Source organism: Alteriqipengyuania halimionae, from assembly GCF_009827575.1.
In the GTDB taxonomy this organism is placed as follows: domain Bacteria; phylum Pseudomonadota; class Alphaproteobacteria; order Sphingomonadales; family Sphingomonadaceae; genus Alteriqipengyuania_A; species Alteriqipengyuania_A halimionae.
The window spans coordinates 762,739-776,848 of record NZ_WTYR01000001.1 but is presented as its reverse complement, the minus strand read 5'-3'; the positions used below and the strand labels follow the sequence as shown (position 1 = coordinate 776,848).

Annotated in this window: 13 protein-coding genes; 6 read left to right on the top strand and 7 right to left on the bottom strand. The window is 63.6% G+C overall.

Translation table 11 applies throughout. The annotated features are described in order from the left end of the window. Window positions 1-12: 12 nt before the first annotated feature. Together dprA and plsY are read right to left on the bottom strand one after the other, a co-directional pair. On the bottom strand, window positions 13-1,110 hold the full coding sequence (gene dprA, locus GRI68_RS03790; RefSeq protein ID WP_160616008.1) for a DNA-processing protein DprA: 1,098 nt from the start codon (window positions 1,108-1,110) through the stop codon (window positions 13-15). A 10-nt stretch (window positions 1,111-1,120) separates the two neighbouring features. After that, window positions 1,121-1,705 carry a glycerol-3-phosphate 1-O-acyltransferase PlsY gene (plsY, locus tag GRI68_RS03785; RefSeq protein WP_160616007.1) on the bottom strand — a complete coding sequence of 195 codons (585 nt, stop codon included), beginning with the start codon at window positions 1,703-1,705 and terminating at the stop codon, window positions 1,121-1,123. 244 nt (window positions 1,706-1,949) lie between these two features. On the opposite strand from plsY, the gene GRI68_RS03780 reads away from it, so the two are divergent. The 4 genes from GRI68_RS03780 (at window position 1,950) to GRI68_RS03765 (ending at window position 6,805) form a co-directional block, all read left to right on the top strand. Continuing rightward, the gene (locus tag GRI68_RS03780; protein ID WP_160616006.1) at window positions 1,950-2,288 is read left to right on the top strand and encodes an EF-hand domain-containing protein; all 339 of its coding nucleotides are present in this window, start codon (window positions 1,950-1,952) and stop codon (window positions 2,286-2,288) included. 58 nt (window positions 2,289-2,346) lie between these two features. Continuing rightward, a complete protein-coding gene (gene murI, locus GRI68_RS03775) occupies window positions 2,347-3,138 on the top strand; it encodes a glutamate racemase (protein WP_160616005.1) in 792 nt (263 codons plus the stop codon). A 92-nt stretch (window positions 3,139-3,230) separates the two neighbouring features. After that, window positions 3,231-4,451: a 5-aminolevulinate synthase gene (gene hemA / locus GRI68_RS03770; protein WP_160616004.1), complete on the top strand. Its 1,221-nt coding sequence runs from the start codon at window positions 3,231-3,233 to the stop codon at window positions 4,449-4,451. Window positions 4,452-4,597: 146 nt separating this feature from the next. Then, window positions 4,598-6,805, top strand: a complete 2,208-nt coding sequence (locus GRI68_RS03765; protein WP_160616003.1) for a putative bifunctional diguanylate cyclase/phosphodiesterase — start codon at window positions 4,598-4,600, stop codon at window positions 6,803-6,805. A 36-nt stretch (window positions 6,806-6,841) separates the two neighbouring features. Here GRI68_RS03765 and GRI68_RS03760 read toward each other — a convergent pair whose 3' ends face one another. Then, entirely contained in the window at window positions 6,842-7,882 is a 1,041-nt protein-coding gene (locus tag GRI68_RS03760) for a choice-of-anchor A family protein (protein WP_160617832.1), read from the bottom strand. Window positions 7,883-8,082: 200 nt separating this feature from the next. Then, on the bottom strand, window positions 8,083-8,649 hold the full coding sequence (locus tag GRI68_RS03755; protein ID WP_160616002.1) for a glutathione S-transferase family protein: 567 nt from the start codon (window positions 8,647-8,649) through the stop codon (window positions 8,083-8,085). A 94-nt stretch (window positions 8,650-8,743) separates the two neighbouring features. On the opposite strand from GRI68_RS03755, the gene GRI68_RS03750 reads away from it, so the two are divergent. Then, complete coding sequence (locus GRI68_RS03750; RefSeq protein ID WP_234028704.1) at window positions 8,744-9,460, top strand: helix-turn-helix transcriptional regulator; 717 nt, start codon at window positions 8,744-8,746, stop codon at window positions 9,458-9,460. Between the two features lie 22 nt (window positions 9,461-9,482). Here the strand turns inward: GRI68_RS03750 and GRI68_RS03745 are convergent, their stop codons facing one another. Beyond that, a complete protein-coding gene (locus GRI68_RS03745; protein WP_160616000.1) occupies window positions 9,483-10,208 on the bottom strand; it encodes a hypothetical protein in 726 nt (241 codons plus the stop codon). A gap of 81 nt (window positions 10,209-10,289) precedes the next feature. Continuing rightward, entirely contained in the window at window positions 10,290-11,504 is a 1,215-nt protein-coding gene (locus GRI68_RS03740; RefSeq protein WP_160615999.1) for a type III PLP-dependent enzyme, read from the bottom strand. 247 nt (window positions 11,505-11,751) lie between these two features. Between GRI68_RS03740 and GRI68_RS03735 the strand changes: the two genes are divergently transcribed. Then, the gene (locus GRI68_RS03735; RefSeq protein ID WP_160615998.1) at window positions 11,752-13,470 is read left to right on the top strand and encodes a GGDEF domain-containing protein; all 1,719 of its coding nucleotides are present in this window, start codon (window positions 11,752-11,754) and stop codon (window positions 13,468-13,470) included. A gap of 58 nt (window positions 13,471-13,528) precedes the next feature. On the opposite strand, the gene GRI68_RS03730 is transcribed toward GRI68_RS03735, so the two are convergent. Beyond that, complete coding sequence (locus tag GRI68_RS03730; RefSeq protein WP_234028703.1) at window positions 13,529-14,101, bottom strand: LemA family protein; 573 nt, start codon at window positions 14,099-14,101, stop codon at window positions 13,529-13,531. Between the last annotated feature and the right edge of the window lie 9 nt (window positions 14,102-14,110).

The following is a 14,110-nucleotide window of genomic DNA, read 5'->3' as shown; positions in this document are numbered from 1 at the left end:
AGTAAAGTCCTTCTAGGCTTGAACCAAACTCACCCTGCCCCCAGCGTGCCGCTCCAGCCGTCCGGCCAGTTCCAGTTCCAGCAGTGCCAGTTGCACTGCGGCGGCGCTGTCGCCCGATTGGCGGATGAGTTCGTCCACCGCGACGGGCGCGGTGGTAAGCCAGTCGGCAAGTTCTGCGGGTTCGGCTTCGGGCAGCTCCTCGGCAGGCTCCCAGAGCGGGGCACTGGCCTCGCGGAACGTACTGCGCGGGGTGCCGTCGAAGCCGGAGAGCAGCTCGATCACGTCCTCGGGCGTCTGGACCAGCACGCCGCCTTCGCGGATCAGCTGGTTGCAGCCGTGGCTGCGCGCATCGAGCGGGCTGCCCGGGATCGCCATCACCTCGCGCCCCGCTTCGCCCGCCAGCCGCGCGGTGATCAGCGAACCCGATTTGGGCGCGGCTTCGACCACCAGCGTGCCCGCCGCCATTCCGGCGATGATGCGGTTGCGCTTGGGAAATTGCTGCGCGCGGGGCTCGCTGCCCGGCGGTTCCTCGGCGATCAGCAGCGCTTCGCTGGCGATGCGTTCCTGCAATGCGGCGTGTTGCGGCGGATAGGCGATATCGATCCCGCTTGCGATCACGCCGATGGTGCCGGGAAAGGCGCCCTCATGCGCCGCGCCGTCGATCCCGCGCGCGAGGCCGGACACGACGGTCCAGCCTTCCTCCGCCAGGGCATGGGCGAAATCCCGTGCCAGCTTGACAGCCGCCGCGCTTGCATTGCGCGCGCCCACCATCGCTACGCACGGCCTGGCGGCCAGCGAAGGATCTCCGCGATAGGTGACGATCGGCGGCGCGCTGTCGAGCTCGGCCAGCAGCGGGGGATAGTCGGGCTGGTCGTGGAACAGATAGCGCGCACCTGCTGCCTTCACTGCGGCAATCTCGGCCTCAACCTTGCCGGTCGGGGTCGGCGCGATCTTTCGACCGCCCCGCTGGGCGAGATCGGGGAGCGCGTCGATCGCGGCGCGGGCATTGCCAAAGCGTTGCAACAGTTGGCGATAACTCACCGGACCGACATTGGGCGAACGCAGCAGGCGAATGCGCGCAAAGGCTTCGTCCTGCGTCAACTCGCTCATGGCGCGCTCCTCACCCCTTCGATCCGACCCTGGGTTCCTCGCCCTTCAGCAGCCGCCCGATATTGGCGCGGTGAAGCCAGATGATGATCAGCGCGATCACGATGAGCGCGGGCACATAAGCTTCGTACCCCAGCAGCGCGGCCGCAATGGCGGCGGCCACGACCGAAATCATCCCGGCCAGCGAGGAGATGCGCGTCAGCGCCAGCACGCCGATCCAGACCAGCGCGTAGGCCAGCCCGATCGGCCAAGCCAGGCCGAAGCTCACACCCGCATTGGTCGCCACGCCCTTCCCGCCCATGAAACCGAGCCAGACGGGGAAGCAATGGCCCAGCACCGCGGCAACGGCGGCATAGGGCGCGGTTTCTTCACCGAACACCAGGCGCGCGATCAGCACCCCGGCGAGCCCCTTGAGGAGGTCGAGCACCAGCGTCGCCGCGCCCAGTTTCTTGCCCCCGGCGCGCAGTACATTGGTGGCCCCGATATTGCCCGATCCCTGAGCGCGGACATCGCCCAGACCGGCGGCCTTGGTCAGCAGCAGGCCGAACGGGATCGAGCCAACGAGGTAGGCCGCAAGTGCGGCGAGCAACGTTTCCATCGAACCTCCGGCAATCGACCGGCGCGCGGAAACGGCGCCGTCTTCGCGACGACGATAGAGGCAAGCAGGCCGAGCACACAAGACGCTTGCTCGGGAATGGTTCATTCGGACAAGCCGCCGTAAGCGCCGCGAAAAGGTACCAGCCTTCGGTACTATGCCCCTGCCACCCGATGGGGCTAAGATGCATGCCGATGTCGAACGCCTTACCCCGCTCGCCCGAACGCCTGACCGAAAAGGAAAAGGAATGCCTGCGCCTATGGCTTGCACCTGCCACGGCGAAGGAAATCGCCATCGAACTCGGTGTCTCGCACCACGCGAGAACGGGACACTGGCCAAGGCCGACCTGCGCAAAGCCTTCGACCGGATGGACAAGGATGGATCGGGGTTCATCGAATCCGGTGAAGCCTCCAACATCCGGTTGTCGAAGGTCGATGGCAGCAAATCGGGAGAGAAGACCGAGCAGACCGGTCGCAGCGCCGTCGCGCTGTTCGACGACGACCAGGATGGGCGGGTCAGCTACGACGAGTTCGAGAACTGGTTCGCTTCCTCGCTAATCCGTGCCGGCGCGGTCGCGGAGGACTGAACCGACCGCACAACGCTCGATTGACGGGGGCGGTAAATGGCGGCATTTCGCTAGCCGAATGTCGCCGACCGCCCCCATCCTTTTGTTCGATTCCGGTGTCGGCGGACTGTCCGTGCTGGCGGCGCTCCGGCGCGCATTGCCCGATGCCCCGGTGGTCTATGCCGCCGACAATGCGGGCTTTCCCTACGGCACGAAAAGCGAGGCGCAGATCGCCACCCGTGTGCCCGCGCTGCTCGGGCGACTGGTCGAGCGGTATCGCCCGCGCCTCGTGGTGATCGCCTGCAACACCGCCTCTACCATCGCGCTCGAGGATGTGCGCGCCGCGCTCGACCTCCCGGTGGTCGGCACCGTTCCCGCGATCAAACCCGCCGCCGCTCTGACCAAGACCGGCGTGATCGGCCTGCTCGGCACCGATGCGACCGTGCGCCAAGCCTATGTCGACGCGCTGGCGACGGATTTCGCCAGCGATTGCACGCTGCTTCGCCATGGCTCGGCCGGGCTGGTCGCCGCGGCGGAAGAGCGACTGCATGGCGGCACGCCCGATCCGGCGGTGTTCGAACGGGTGGCCAAGGCCTTCCGCGATCAGCCCGACGGCGAACGGATGGACACAGTGGTGCTGGCCTGCACCCATTTCCCGCTGGTGGAGGAAGAACTGCGTGCCGCGATGGGCGATGTGCGCTTCGTCCACGGGGCCGAGGGCATCGCCAGGCGAGTCGCATATCTGCTCAAAGGCCACAGTTTCGAGCGAGAGCAGCCGGATCGCCTCGTTCTGACAGAAACCGACGATCGGTTCGCCGCGCTCGAACCGGCACTTTTGGCTTACGGGTTAGAGGTTTGCGAGACGCTGTAGCATTCGCGCCTAACTGGTGAGAATCGTTCGCAAAGACAATCCTTCAAATCCGCGCATCGCAGGTCTAAGGCCCCGCCAAGGACGAGAGACCGATGAATTATCAGCACATCTTCGACCAAGCGATCGAACGCCTTCACGAGGAAGGCCGTTATCGCGTCTTCATCGACATCCTGCGCAACAAGGGGGCCTTCCCCAATGCCCGCTGCTTCGCCGGGCATAACGGGCCGAAGCCGATCACGGTGTGGTGTTCGAATGATTACCTCGCCATGGGCCAGCACCCCAAGGTCGTGACCGCGATGGAAGAGGCGCTGCACGATGTCGGCGCGGGCTCTGGCGGCACGCGCAATATCGGCGGCAACACGCACTATCATATCGAGCTCGAAAACGAGCTCGCCGATCTGCATGGCAAGGAAGGCGCGCTGCTGTTCACCAGCGGCTACGTCTCCAACGAAGCCAGCCTCGCGACGCTCGCCAAGCTACTGCCGGGTTGTGTCATCTTCTCCGACGAGTTGAACCACGCCAGCATGATCGCCGGGATCCGCAACTCGGGCTGCGAGAAGCGGGTGTTCCGCCACAACGATCTCGAGCATCTTGAGGAATTGCTGGCCGCCGAAGACATCGACACGCCCAAGCTGATCGCTTTCGAAAGCGTCTATTCGATGGATGGCGACGTCGCCCCGGTCCACGCGATCTGCGACCTGGCGGAAAAATACAACGCGCTCACCTATATCGACGAAGTCCACGCGGTGGGCATGTACGGCAAGCGCGGCGGCGGGATCACCGAACGCGACGAAGCCGCCGATCGGGTCGACATCATCGAAGGCACGCTGGGCAAGGCGTTCGGCGTGATGGGCGGCTATATCGCGGCCGACAAGAAGATCATCGACTGCATCCGTTCCTATGCACCGGGCTTCATCTTCACCACCTCGCTCAGCCCCGTGCTGGTCGCCGGCGTGCTCGCCTCGGTCAAGCATCTGAAGGCGTCGAGCGAAGAGCGTGACGCCCAGCAGGCCAGCGCCGCCAAGCTCAAGGCGATGATGCGCGAAGCCCACCTCCCGGTGATGGATTCGACCACCCATATCGTCCCGCTGATGGTCGGCGACCCGGTGCGCGCGAAGAAGATTTCCGACATCCTGCTCGCCGAATATGGCGTCTATGTGCAGCCGATCAATTTCCCCACCGTGCCGCGCGGCACCGAACGCCTGCGCTTCACCCCCGGCCCCGCTCACACCGAAGAGCTGATGGCCGAACTGGTCGACGCGCTGGTGGAAATCTGGGACCGGCTCGACATGGAGCTGCAGGAGGCCGCATAGGCTTGTGGCCGCTGTCACGCGGACACCCGCTTTCGGATATTTGCGGCAAACACCGTCGCCAACGCGTGCGATCTTAGGCGATTAGAAACCAAATCGCGCCATAGCTTCCGCCTGTTCCTCACCCGTGAGGAGCGAACGGGACAATTATGGGTTTATTCCGCAAGCGCGCCAATACCGCCGATACGGACGACGAGACCGCTCCGGTTACCGCCGGTGGAATCGACATGCGCGATCCGCATGCGCGGCTGGCCCTGCTCGACGATTACGAGCGTACGGGACTCTCCTGGATCTGGGCTACCGATGCCGCGAACAAGCTGATCTACCTTTCGCCGGGCGCGGCCGAGCATCTCGGTCTCGAGCCGGAACGAATGCTCGATCAACCGCTCGAATCGCTGTTCGAAACCGATCCCGACGATCCCGACGGTCGCTCTTCGCGTCCACTCAAGTTCCAGATCAAGGCGCGCGGCAAGCTTCATTCGGTCGTGGTGCGTTGCTCGTTGTGCGCGAAGAAGCCGTCCGCCGATATCTGGTGGCAGATCTCCGCCCATCCGAAATTCGACGATGAAGGCCATTTCCTCGGCTATCGCGGCTCCGCCAAGGACGTCACGGTCGAATACAATCGCAAGCTCGAAGACAGCCGCCTCGCCGAATTCGACTCACTCACGGGGCTCTACAACCGTCACCGGATGACCCGTCGGCTCGAATCGATGCTGGCCGCGTTCAAGATGGCCAAACGTTCCTGCGCGCTGATGATGCTCGATCTCGACAAGTTCAAGCAGGTCAACGACACAATGGGTCACCAGGCAGGCGACGAACTGCTGAAGATGGTGGCCGAACGCCTGATCTCGATTATCGGTGACAGCGGCCATGTCGGGCGCTTGGGCGGCGATGAATTCCAGGTGATCCTCCCCGATCTCGACGATCGCGGGAAGCTCGGCGAACTGGCCGACAAGATCATCCAGATCCTTTCGCAGCCCTATCCGATCGACAACAAGCGCGCCGTCATCGGCACCTCGGTCGGGATCGCGATCGCGCCCTATGACGGGATCGAGAGCGAGGACCTGATCCAGTCATCCGACCTTGCGCTCTACGCTGCCAAGCACGGCGGACGCGGCCAGTTCCGGTTCTATTCGGCAGACTTGAAGGATGGGGAGGTCGAGCGTCAGGAACTGCTCGACGATTTGCGCGACGCGCTTGTCGAAGACCAGCTCGAGCTTCATTACCAGCCCGTCGTCCGCTGCGAGGATTCGGCCGTGGTGGGGTTCGAGGCCCTGATGCGCTGGAACCATCCCGAACGCGGGATGGTGCCGCCCGACAGCTTCATTCCGATCGCCGAAAGTACCGCGCTGATCAACCGCTTGGGCGAGTGGGCCCTGCGCCGCGCGTGCGCCGATGCCGCCGAATGGCCGGAATCGGTGCGGGTGGCGGTCAATGTGTCGCCCAAGCAGTTCTCGCAGAAGGGCTTTCTGTCGATCGTCACCAACGCGCTGGCAGAAAGCGAACTGGCGCCCGACCGGCTCGAGCTCGAGCTGACCGAAAGCGTGTTCATGGGCGATAGCGAGACGGTTGAGGAGATGTTCGATCAGCTCAAGAAGCTGGGTGTGCGGATCGCGCTCGACGATTTCGGGACGGGCTATTCCTCGCTCAGCTATTTGCGCGCCGCGCCGTTCGACAAGCTCAAGGTCGACAAGAGCTTCGTCGATTCCTGCACCGGCAAGGACCAGAACAGCGCCAAGATCATCGCCGCTATTATCGGTCTTTCCGATGCGCTGGGAATGGACGTCACGGTCGAAGGGGTCGAAGCATTCGACCAACTCGAACTGGTCAAGGAAAAGGGTGCCAAGTTCATCCAGGGCTGGCTCTACGCCAAGGCGCTGCCGCTGGCCGAAGTGCTGGAACGGATGGAAGCGGGCGAGTGGAAGATCGAGCCTGACGGCCCCGATACGCACCGGCCCGAGCGACGCTCGGTGTTTCGCCGGATCGGTGTGATTCACGAGGATCATCGCTACGGCGCGATGCTGCGCGACCTGTCGAAAACGGGCGCGCTCGTCGAAGGCCTGGTGGGCGTGCCGCAGGGCGAGAAGATCGTTCTCGATCTCGGCAACGGCCAGCTCGCCGTCGGAACGGTTGCGCGCGCGGGGGAAGACCGTTTCGGAGTCGAGTTCGAGACCGAACTGGTGTCGGACGGCGCGGGCGGCCTGTGCACCCGCCACCGGGTGAGCCCCTACGCTCTCGCCGCTGCCGGCATGCCGCTCGAAGTGCTGCCGCAGGGCGCCGCGCCCAAGGGGATTATCCCCGAAGGGCCGAAAAGCCCGCCGCGTTTCATGGAAGTCGTCGTCGGCGGAATGGCCTGACGCCGGCGGGCATCGCGCCCGCCATGCAGGTGAGGATCAGGCCTTGCTTTTGCGCTTGCCGGTGCGCGCGATGATCATCCCGGCAATCGCCAGTCCGAACAGCAGCAGCATGTTGGGTTCGGGAACCGGGGTACCACCATTGGTGCCGCCCGAAGTGGTGCCGCCGCTCGACCCGGTCGGGATGTCCGGGCCGGGATAATCGCTCGAGAACGTGCCGAGGTGCAGTTCGCCGCGCTGGTCGAGGTTGCCGAACACCGCCGAACCTTCGATGAAGTTGCCGAGCTGGCCGTCGGCCTTCGGCGCGAGGATCGACCCGCCCCAGGCAGTGGTCGTCTTGAGCGAAGTCGCATCGGGGAAGTTCCAGATCACCTTTTCGCCGAGCTTCTGCGTGCCGCCGAGGAAATTGTCGTTGAGCGTGATGTCGGTACCGGCGACATTGACGATGACTGTTTCCGCGCCGTTGAGATCGAATTCGATTTCTCCGATGCGGTCGAGATCGGCTTGCGAGATGTCGAACACCGCAACGCCATCCGCATCGGGCTGGGCCGAGAAAACGCCCTTGTTGCCCTGGATGTCGAGCGTGCTGTTGGCGGTCAGCTCACCGAGGTCGGCCGACAAATTGCCCATACTGGTGGTAAGCGCGCTCTTGTCCTGGTTGAGGTCGGAAAGGAAACTGGGGTCGCTGGCGGCGAGGCCGGATTCGACCGTATTCTGGTTCACATTGGTCCTGCTGATCGTGCCGCCGACCTTCACCGTCTGCGCGCTGCCATTGAGGTTGAAGCCGCTATCGACATTGCCGCCGACGACTGCGCCGCCGCCATTGTTGAGATTCTTGGCCCCGCCGATCACATTGCCGACCACCGTCAGCGCCGGCTGACCGTTGGGCGAAGGATCCTGGCCCGCGACGATGTTGTAATTGGACGACGATCCCTTGAGGTCGCCACCCACGAAGGTGCGTCCCTCTACTTCGGAATTGGACGTGAGGTCTCCCAGGACGACCAGATTCCATTCGCGCAGCGCATCGAGACCGAGCGGAAGATTGTTCGATTGCGCGTGGGCGACACCGATTCCCGCCATCAACAGCAGGACAGCGCAAAACGATCGGAAGTATTTCAACATCTTAATGCCTTTGGGTCGCGAAAAGGAAACGCACCGTGCGATTTCTTCGCAGTACATAAGGTATTTCACGGACCCGGGCGAGCGAATTGGCGGCCTCGTTCGATTGCGTACCGAAACGAAACGGAATCGCCGAAGCCCCCAATCGACCGCCTTATCGTCTAGCCCTGGGCCGCTTTTTCCGCGCAGCGCGACACCCAGTCTCGGATTACAGGATCTGCCGGCAGCATCTCCTTGAACCACTGGAACGGCGACGACAGCAGGATGTCGGCCGCGCTGAAGCGCTCGCCAAGCAGCCATGGCCCATCGCGCAGCGGCTCCGCCAGCCGTTCGAGCATCGTCGCTTCATCGCGAATTCCGGCTTCGATCGCCGGATGTGAGATATCCGCCATTTTGAGGATCAGCAGCGGCTCCATCACGCCCTGATACCACGACAGCCAGGAGAGGTAGGCGCCGCGGCCGGCCTCGCCCACCACCGGGCCGAGCTTGGCGTCGGGATAGGCATCGGTGAGATAGAGCACGATCGCCCCGCGCTCGCGCACGTGCTCGTCGCCATCGACGAGATACGGCACCTTCTTTTCGGGATGCGGATTGTCCCAATCAGGACTGCCCGAACCGTCCTGACGCGTGATCGAGACTTCGTGGATATCGATATCGGCGCCGAGCAGGCGGACGAGGTCGACGATGGTATCCGAACGCGATTGCGGCGAATGATAGAGGGTAGGCATCGGGTTTCTCCTTTCGATTGCGAGACCGATCGGATAGGCCGCCCCTCCTGACAGAAAGAGGCAGCAGGGTGCGATGGCGCGGCAGGACAGACTCATGCGATTGCTTTCAGCATTGCGGCGGCTGCCCTCCCCCGTCACGGCCGAACGGCTTGCGGCGGAGACCGAGATTTCGCAGCGCCAGCTCTATCGCGATATCGCCACGTTGCGCGCGGGCGGCGCGCTGATCGATGGCGCGGCAGGCTATGGCTACACGCTGACCGAAGATCCGGCGCTCCCGCCCCAGAGCTTCTCCCGCCTCGAGACCGAAGCGCTGATGCTCGCGGTTGGCAGTCTCGACCAGTTGGGCGACGAGCGTCTGGCCGCCGCCGGGAAAGACGCGCTGGCCCGGATCATTGCCAGCCTCCCCGATCGGCAGGCGCGGCAATCGATGCACGCGATCATGCGATCGTGGCGCCATGACGAAGAGCGCCCCGACATCACGGTCGACCTCGAAATGCTGCGCGAAGCGTGCTGGAACGAGACCAGCGTGCATATCGCCTATCGTGACAAGAACGACCGCCGCTCCGAACGCGAGATCCTCCCGCTCGGCCTGTCCTACAGCCCGACGACGCTGATGGTGGTGGGATGGTGCCTGCTACGCGAAAGCTACCGTACGTTCGAAGTCGCACGGATGGAGCGGCTCACGCCGGGCGCAACGAGCTTCCGCCCGCGTCGGGTCGAACTGCTGCGCCAATATGTGAAGCTGCGCATGGCCGAATGGAAAGCGCAACAGGCAGAGGAGCGGCAGCAAGATCCTGGATCGGGGGGATGAGCCGGGCCCCGACGCAACTTCTTCAATCCAATGAAACTGCGCCGTTGCGATCCTGCGCCGGCGCAAACGAGATGGCGGTTGTGATTTTTGCCAGCAGATCGTGCGAGATATCCGCCCATTGCTCGGAACCTGCGCCGTCCGGCCCCAAATTCTCAGGCGCTATTCCCACGTTCGGCATGTCGTCATAGAAAAACACGATCATCTCGTGCCGCGCAGCCTCGTCCGGGATGTGTACCAGGCGCGCGAATGCGTACTCGCCGGGTATCTCGACGCCGTGGGAGGCAAGAAATCTGTGGGCTTGGTAGCGGTCGCTGCCCGGCTTGCCGTAGGGGAACAGAGTATTGAGCAAGCCGCCGGTCGAAGCAGCCTCGGTCAGCGTGAAAAAATCGAGCCCGTCGATCTGCGTGCGAAGCGGTGCATCGGAATAATCGTAAGCGTGATCGACACCCGGGAGCACGCTTTCGAACTGCAGCCGGATGATAGACTGCGCATGCCCGGCCTCGTCACGTTGCACGTAGAAATACTGATCGACTGCGACCGTGCCGTAGAGCGTGAATTTCTGCCCGCCGAGATAGTCGTACGCATCCGACACCTTTATCTGCGCTACCGGATTGTCGTCGGACACAAGGACATCGTCAGCGTAATGGCGCGGCAAGCCGGTGACTTCCGGCTGGGTGGTTTCCCAAGCAGGATCGTCCCACACGACCTTGCCGACATAAAGACTGAAACCCAACAGAACGACCGCCAACGCGATCCAGACATATCTCTTCATAGTTTTCCCGCCACTGTGTTACTGTATCAATACAGCGGCAGAGATCGAGGTCAATCCTTAGCGCAGGCTCACCACATTGTCGCGGCGCACGATGTCGCGATCGCCGCGATAGAGGCTGGCCATCGGCTCGTCCTCGGCGGTGACGACCGTCGCGCCGCCGAAGCCGTTGAAGCCGGTCTTCATCGTGGCGCCATAGGCCCCGATCATGCCGATCTCGATGAAATCGCCCGCGCCGATATCCTCGGGCAGCAGGAACGGGCCAGCCATGTAGTCGGCATCGTCGCAGGTCGGGCCATAGAAGGCGAATTCGGCCAGCGGCGATGCGCTGTCTGCCATCCCTTCGGCCGTCACCTTGCGGACCGGGAAGCGCCAGCCGACATGCGCGGCATCGAACAAAGCGCCATAGGCACCGTCATTGATAAACAGCTCGGTCCCGCGGCGACGTTCGACCCGCACGATCAGCGAATTGTACTCCGCCGAGAGCGCACGGCCGGGCTCGCACCACAGCTCGGACGAATAGGAAATCGGGAGCGATTCATTAGCATTGTGGATCGCGCCGAAATAATCCTCGAGCGGCGGCGGTTCCATGCCGGGATAGACGCTCGGGAAACCGCCGCCCACATCGATCACGTCGACCGTGACCGAGGCTGCGACGATCGCCGCACGCACGCGCTCCATCGCCTGGACATAGGCGAAGGGCGTCATCGCCTGGCTGCCGACATGGAAGCAGATGCCGAACGTGTCGGCGACCTGGCGGGTCGACTGCAACAGACCGGTCGCATCGGCGAGATCGACGCCGAACTTGCTCGCCAGCGAGAGCTCGGCATGCTCCGACGACACGCGCAGGCGCACCAGCAAAGCGAGATCGGCAGCGTCGTTCCCGTCGTCGTCGCGGGTGGCAGTGACAACCTTTTCGAGCTCTTCCTGGCAGTCGAGGCTGAAGACCTTAACGCCGTGCTCGTGATAGGCCTCGGCGATCGCGCGCGGCGTCTTGACCGGATGCATAAAGCACAAGGTCGCCTCCGGCAGGATCGAACGCACGAGGCGCACTTCGGCGATCGACGCGACGTCGTAATGCGTCACGCCGGCTTCCCACAGCACGCGCAGCAGATCGGGCGAAGGATTGGCCTTCACCGCGTAAAGCGATTTGCCCGGGAATTTCTCGACGAAGAAACGCGCTGCGCGGCTAGCCGCGTGCGGCCGGTCGAGGATCACAGGTTCGTCGGGCGAAAGGGCGCCGACTACAGCCTTGGCGTCAGGGAAATGGTGCAACTCAAGGGACCCCCAAAACGGTTTGTTGAAACCATGAAACGACAAGCTGCCTTGCGGTTAGGAAGTCCCCTTGGGGCAGCGAGCCGCGCATATAGTCTCTTTCGCGAGCGCTGCAAGTGGAGATCGCACCCCCGTTCGCAAGGTTTGCCTCGCTGCGTCGTGGCACTTTCGCGACCGGACGACGACCGTAGGACCGCTCGATTGCCGGGCACCGTTCGTTAACCACTTCCTGACAAGGCGCACAGTGATGAGATTCGTCCTTCGCATCGCGACGCTGTGCGTGCTCCTGATGGGCATGTGGAGCCATGCCTCGCATGCGCATGTGACGTCCGACCAGCGCTTCGATATCTTCTCTCACAGCTGCATGCTCGTGAGCGAAACACCGATTGGTTTTGCCGAGGCCAGGGAAAGCGGCCAGTGGAATTGCCGCCCCGATTTCCGCGCTGCCGAAGCGCCCTATGTCTGGCTCCGCACGACGTTGCCTGATTCGGTCGGCAATGATCTCGTGCTCCGGGGAATGGCTGCGCCGGTCGAGCGGCTGACCCTGATCGTCGACGGGGCCGACGATGCCGTTAACCTTACCGTGCTCTACGAAGCCGACCTGCGCCAGCACTGGACGCCCGGCAATTATTTCGCTGCGCCACTGCCGGAAAACGTGGCGCCGGGGTCGACGATCTATATCGAATTGCGCCAGCCACTCTCGCGATTGATGGCCACCGAGCTTTCTCTCGAGGCAGCGGAAAAGGCCACGCGCGAACGGCTCAGCCGGACCTTCTTCTATTCACTGTGCGCCGGGATGCTTATCCTCGTCGCGCTTTTGAGCGGTGTGCTGTCCTACCTGATGCGCAGCGTCTCCGCAGGTCTCCATGCGATCTTCTCCCTCGGTGCCGCGGGTTATGTGCTATCAGCGAGCTCGATCGTCTTCATCCTCGCACCCGATCTGCCGCTATGGGATCGCCAGGCGTTCAGCTATGCCTTGCTCGGGATAGGGGTGATGATGGTCGCCCCAATCCTCTACCTGCATGTCGACGAAGGCACGCTCACGCGCCCGCAGAAGATCGGCCTCGCCGTGGGCACGTTAGGAAGCCTCGTCGCCGCGTTGGCCCTGCCGCTGAGTACGTGGTTCGACTTCAACGCGCGCACGGTATTCCATCTCGCCTTCATCCCCTTCATCGTCGTCCTGTTCTGGATCATCGGCTCCGCCCTGAGGCGGGGAGAGCGATCGATCATCGGCTTCGCGCTTGCCTGGTCGGCACTGATCGTGCTCGGGATCGAGCGCGTGCTGCGCGGCGCCGATTTCTATTTCGCCCCGATGTGGCTCGACTACCTGTTCTTCTTCGGACTGGCATTCCAGGCGCTCGTCATGACGGTGGCGATTGCATACCAGACGCAGACCTTGCGCAAGGATCGCGATCGCGAGCGCGCCGTGGCGCTTTCGGCGCTCGAAACGGCGATGACCGATTCGCTGACCCGGCTGCCCAACCGCCGCGATTTCGACCAGTTCGACTGGCAGCGCGCGGACTTTTTCGGCTTCGTCGATCTCGATCGCTTCAAGGCGATCAACGACACTTATGGCCACGATATCGGAGACCAGGTGCTGCGGGTGATGGCCGACGCGCTGTCTCCGAACGACAATACCGGTATCGTGCGGGCCTGGCGGCTCGGCGGCGAGGAGTTCGCGATTGCCATGCAAGCGCCGTCGATCGAAGCTGCCGCGATCGCGTTCAACCGTTTACGCGGCGAAGCGAGCGCGCGCGTGGCAAGGGATGTTCCGCAGATCACACGACCGGTCACGGTCAGCGCGGGGCTCGTCGCCCTGGCGCCCGACCCGCGCAAGGCCTTTCGCGCTGCCGACGTTGCGCTCTACCGCGCCAAGACGTCGGGCCGGGATAGACTGTGCTACCAGACCGAGAGCGGAGATCTTGCCACCATGTTCCCCAACACGGGAACGCCGCAAGCAGCCTAGATCAGCCGGCGACCTGGATCAGCTGGTCGCCGCGGAAATCGCCGCTGATGAAGTCCGGTCAGAATGCAATTTTGGGCGCCTGGTCGACCGTACCCTTCTCGCTATCGTCGAGCCGATGGAAATCGGCCTCGCTGAAGCCGAACATCCCGGCGAAGAGGACCGCTGGGAAGCTCTCGATTCCGGTGTTGTAGCGGGCGACTGCCGCGTTGAGCGCCCGGCGCGCGGCAGCGAGCTTGTCTTCCACGTCGGCCAGCTCGCGCTGCAATTCCTGGAAGTTCGCACTCGCCTTCAGATCGGGATAGGCCTCGCCCAGCGCCAGCAGCTTGTCGAGCGCGACGCGGAGCCGGGTCTCGTCGCCCGACGACACTTCGCCCGAGGCAGCGGCATTGCGCGCCTCGATCACCTGCCGGAGGGTCTCCTGCTCATGCCCGGCATAGCCCTTCACCGTTTCGACCAGGTTGGGAATCAGATCGTGCCGCTGGCGTAGTTGCGCATCGATATCGGCCACGCCGCGCCGCACGTTCTGCCGCAGCGACACCAGCCGGTTGTAGATCCCGACAAGCACGAAAAGCAGGATCACCACGATCCCGAGCACGATCCATTCCATGGCAATCCCCTTTGCGCGCGGCATCCCTTGCGC

What these genes read in the sequence shown, in the direction of transcription:
- GRI68_RS03735 (WP_160615998.1), top strand. Translation starts at nt 11,752, where the DNA reads ATGAGATTCGTCCTTCGCATCGCGACGCTGTGCGTGCTCCTGATGGGC.
- GRI68_RS03780 (WP_160616006.1), top strand. Translation starts at nt 1,950, where the DNA reads ATGCCTGCGCCTATGGCTTGCACCTGCCACGGCGAAGGAAATCGCCAT.
- GRI68_RS03755 (WP_160616002.1), bottom strand. Translation starts at nt 8,649, where the DNA reads ATGCCTACCCTCTATCATTCGCCGCAATCGCGTTCGGATACCATCGTC.
- plsY (WP_160616007.1), bottom strand. Translation starts at nt 1,705, where the DNA reads ATGGAAACGTTGCTCGCCGCACTTGCGGCCTACCTCGTTGGCTCGATC.
- GRI68_RS03730 (WP_234028703.1), bottom strand. Translation starts at nt 14,101, where the DNA reads ATGCCGCGCGCAAAGGGGATTGCCATGGAATGGATCGTGCTCGGGATC.
- hemA (WP_160616004.1), top strand. Translation starts at nt 3,231, where the DNA reads ATGAATTATCAGCACATCTTCGACCAAGCGATCGAACGCCTTCACGAG.
- murI (WP_160616005.1), top strand. Translation starts at nt 2,347, where the DNA reads ATGTCGCCGACCGCCCCCATCCTTTTGTTCGATTCCGGTGTCGGCGGA.
- GRI68_RS03750 (WP_234028704.1), top strand. Translation starts at nt 8,744, where the DNA reads ATGCGATTGCTTTCAGCATTGCGGCGGCTGCCCTCCCCCGTCACGGCC.
- dprA (WP_160616008.1), bottom strand. Translation starts at nt 1,110, where the DNA reads ATGAGCGAGTTGACGCAGGACGAAGCCTTTGCGCGCATTCGCCTGCTG.
- GRI68_RS03760 (WP_160617832.1), bottom strand. Translation starts at nt 7,882, where the DNA reads ATGGCGGGAATCGGTGTCGCCCACGCGCAATCGAACAATCTTCCGCTC.
- GRI68_RS03765 (WP_160616003.1), top strand. Translation starts at nt 4,598, where the DNA reads ATGGGTTTATTCCGCAAGCGCGCCAATACCGCCGATACGGACGACGAG.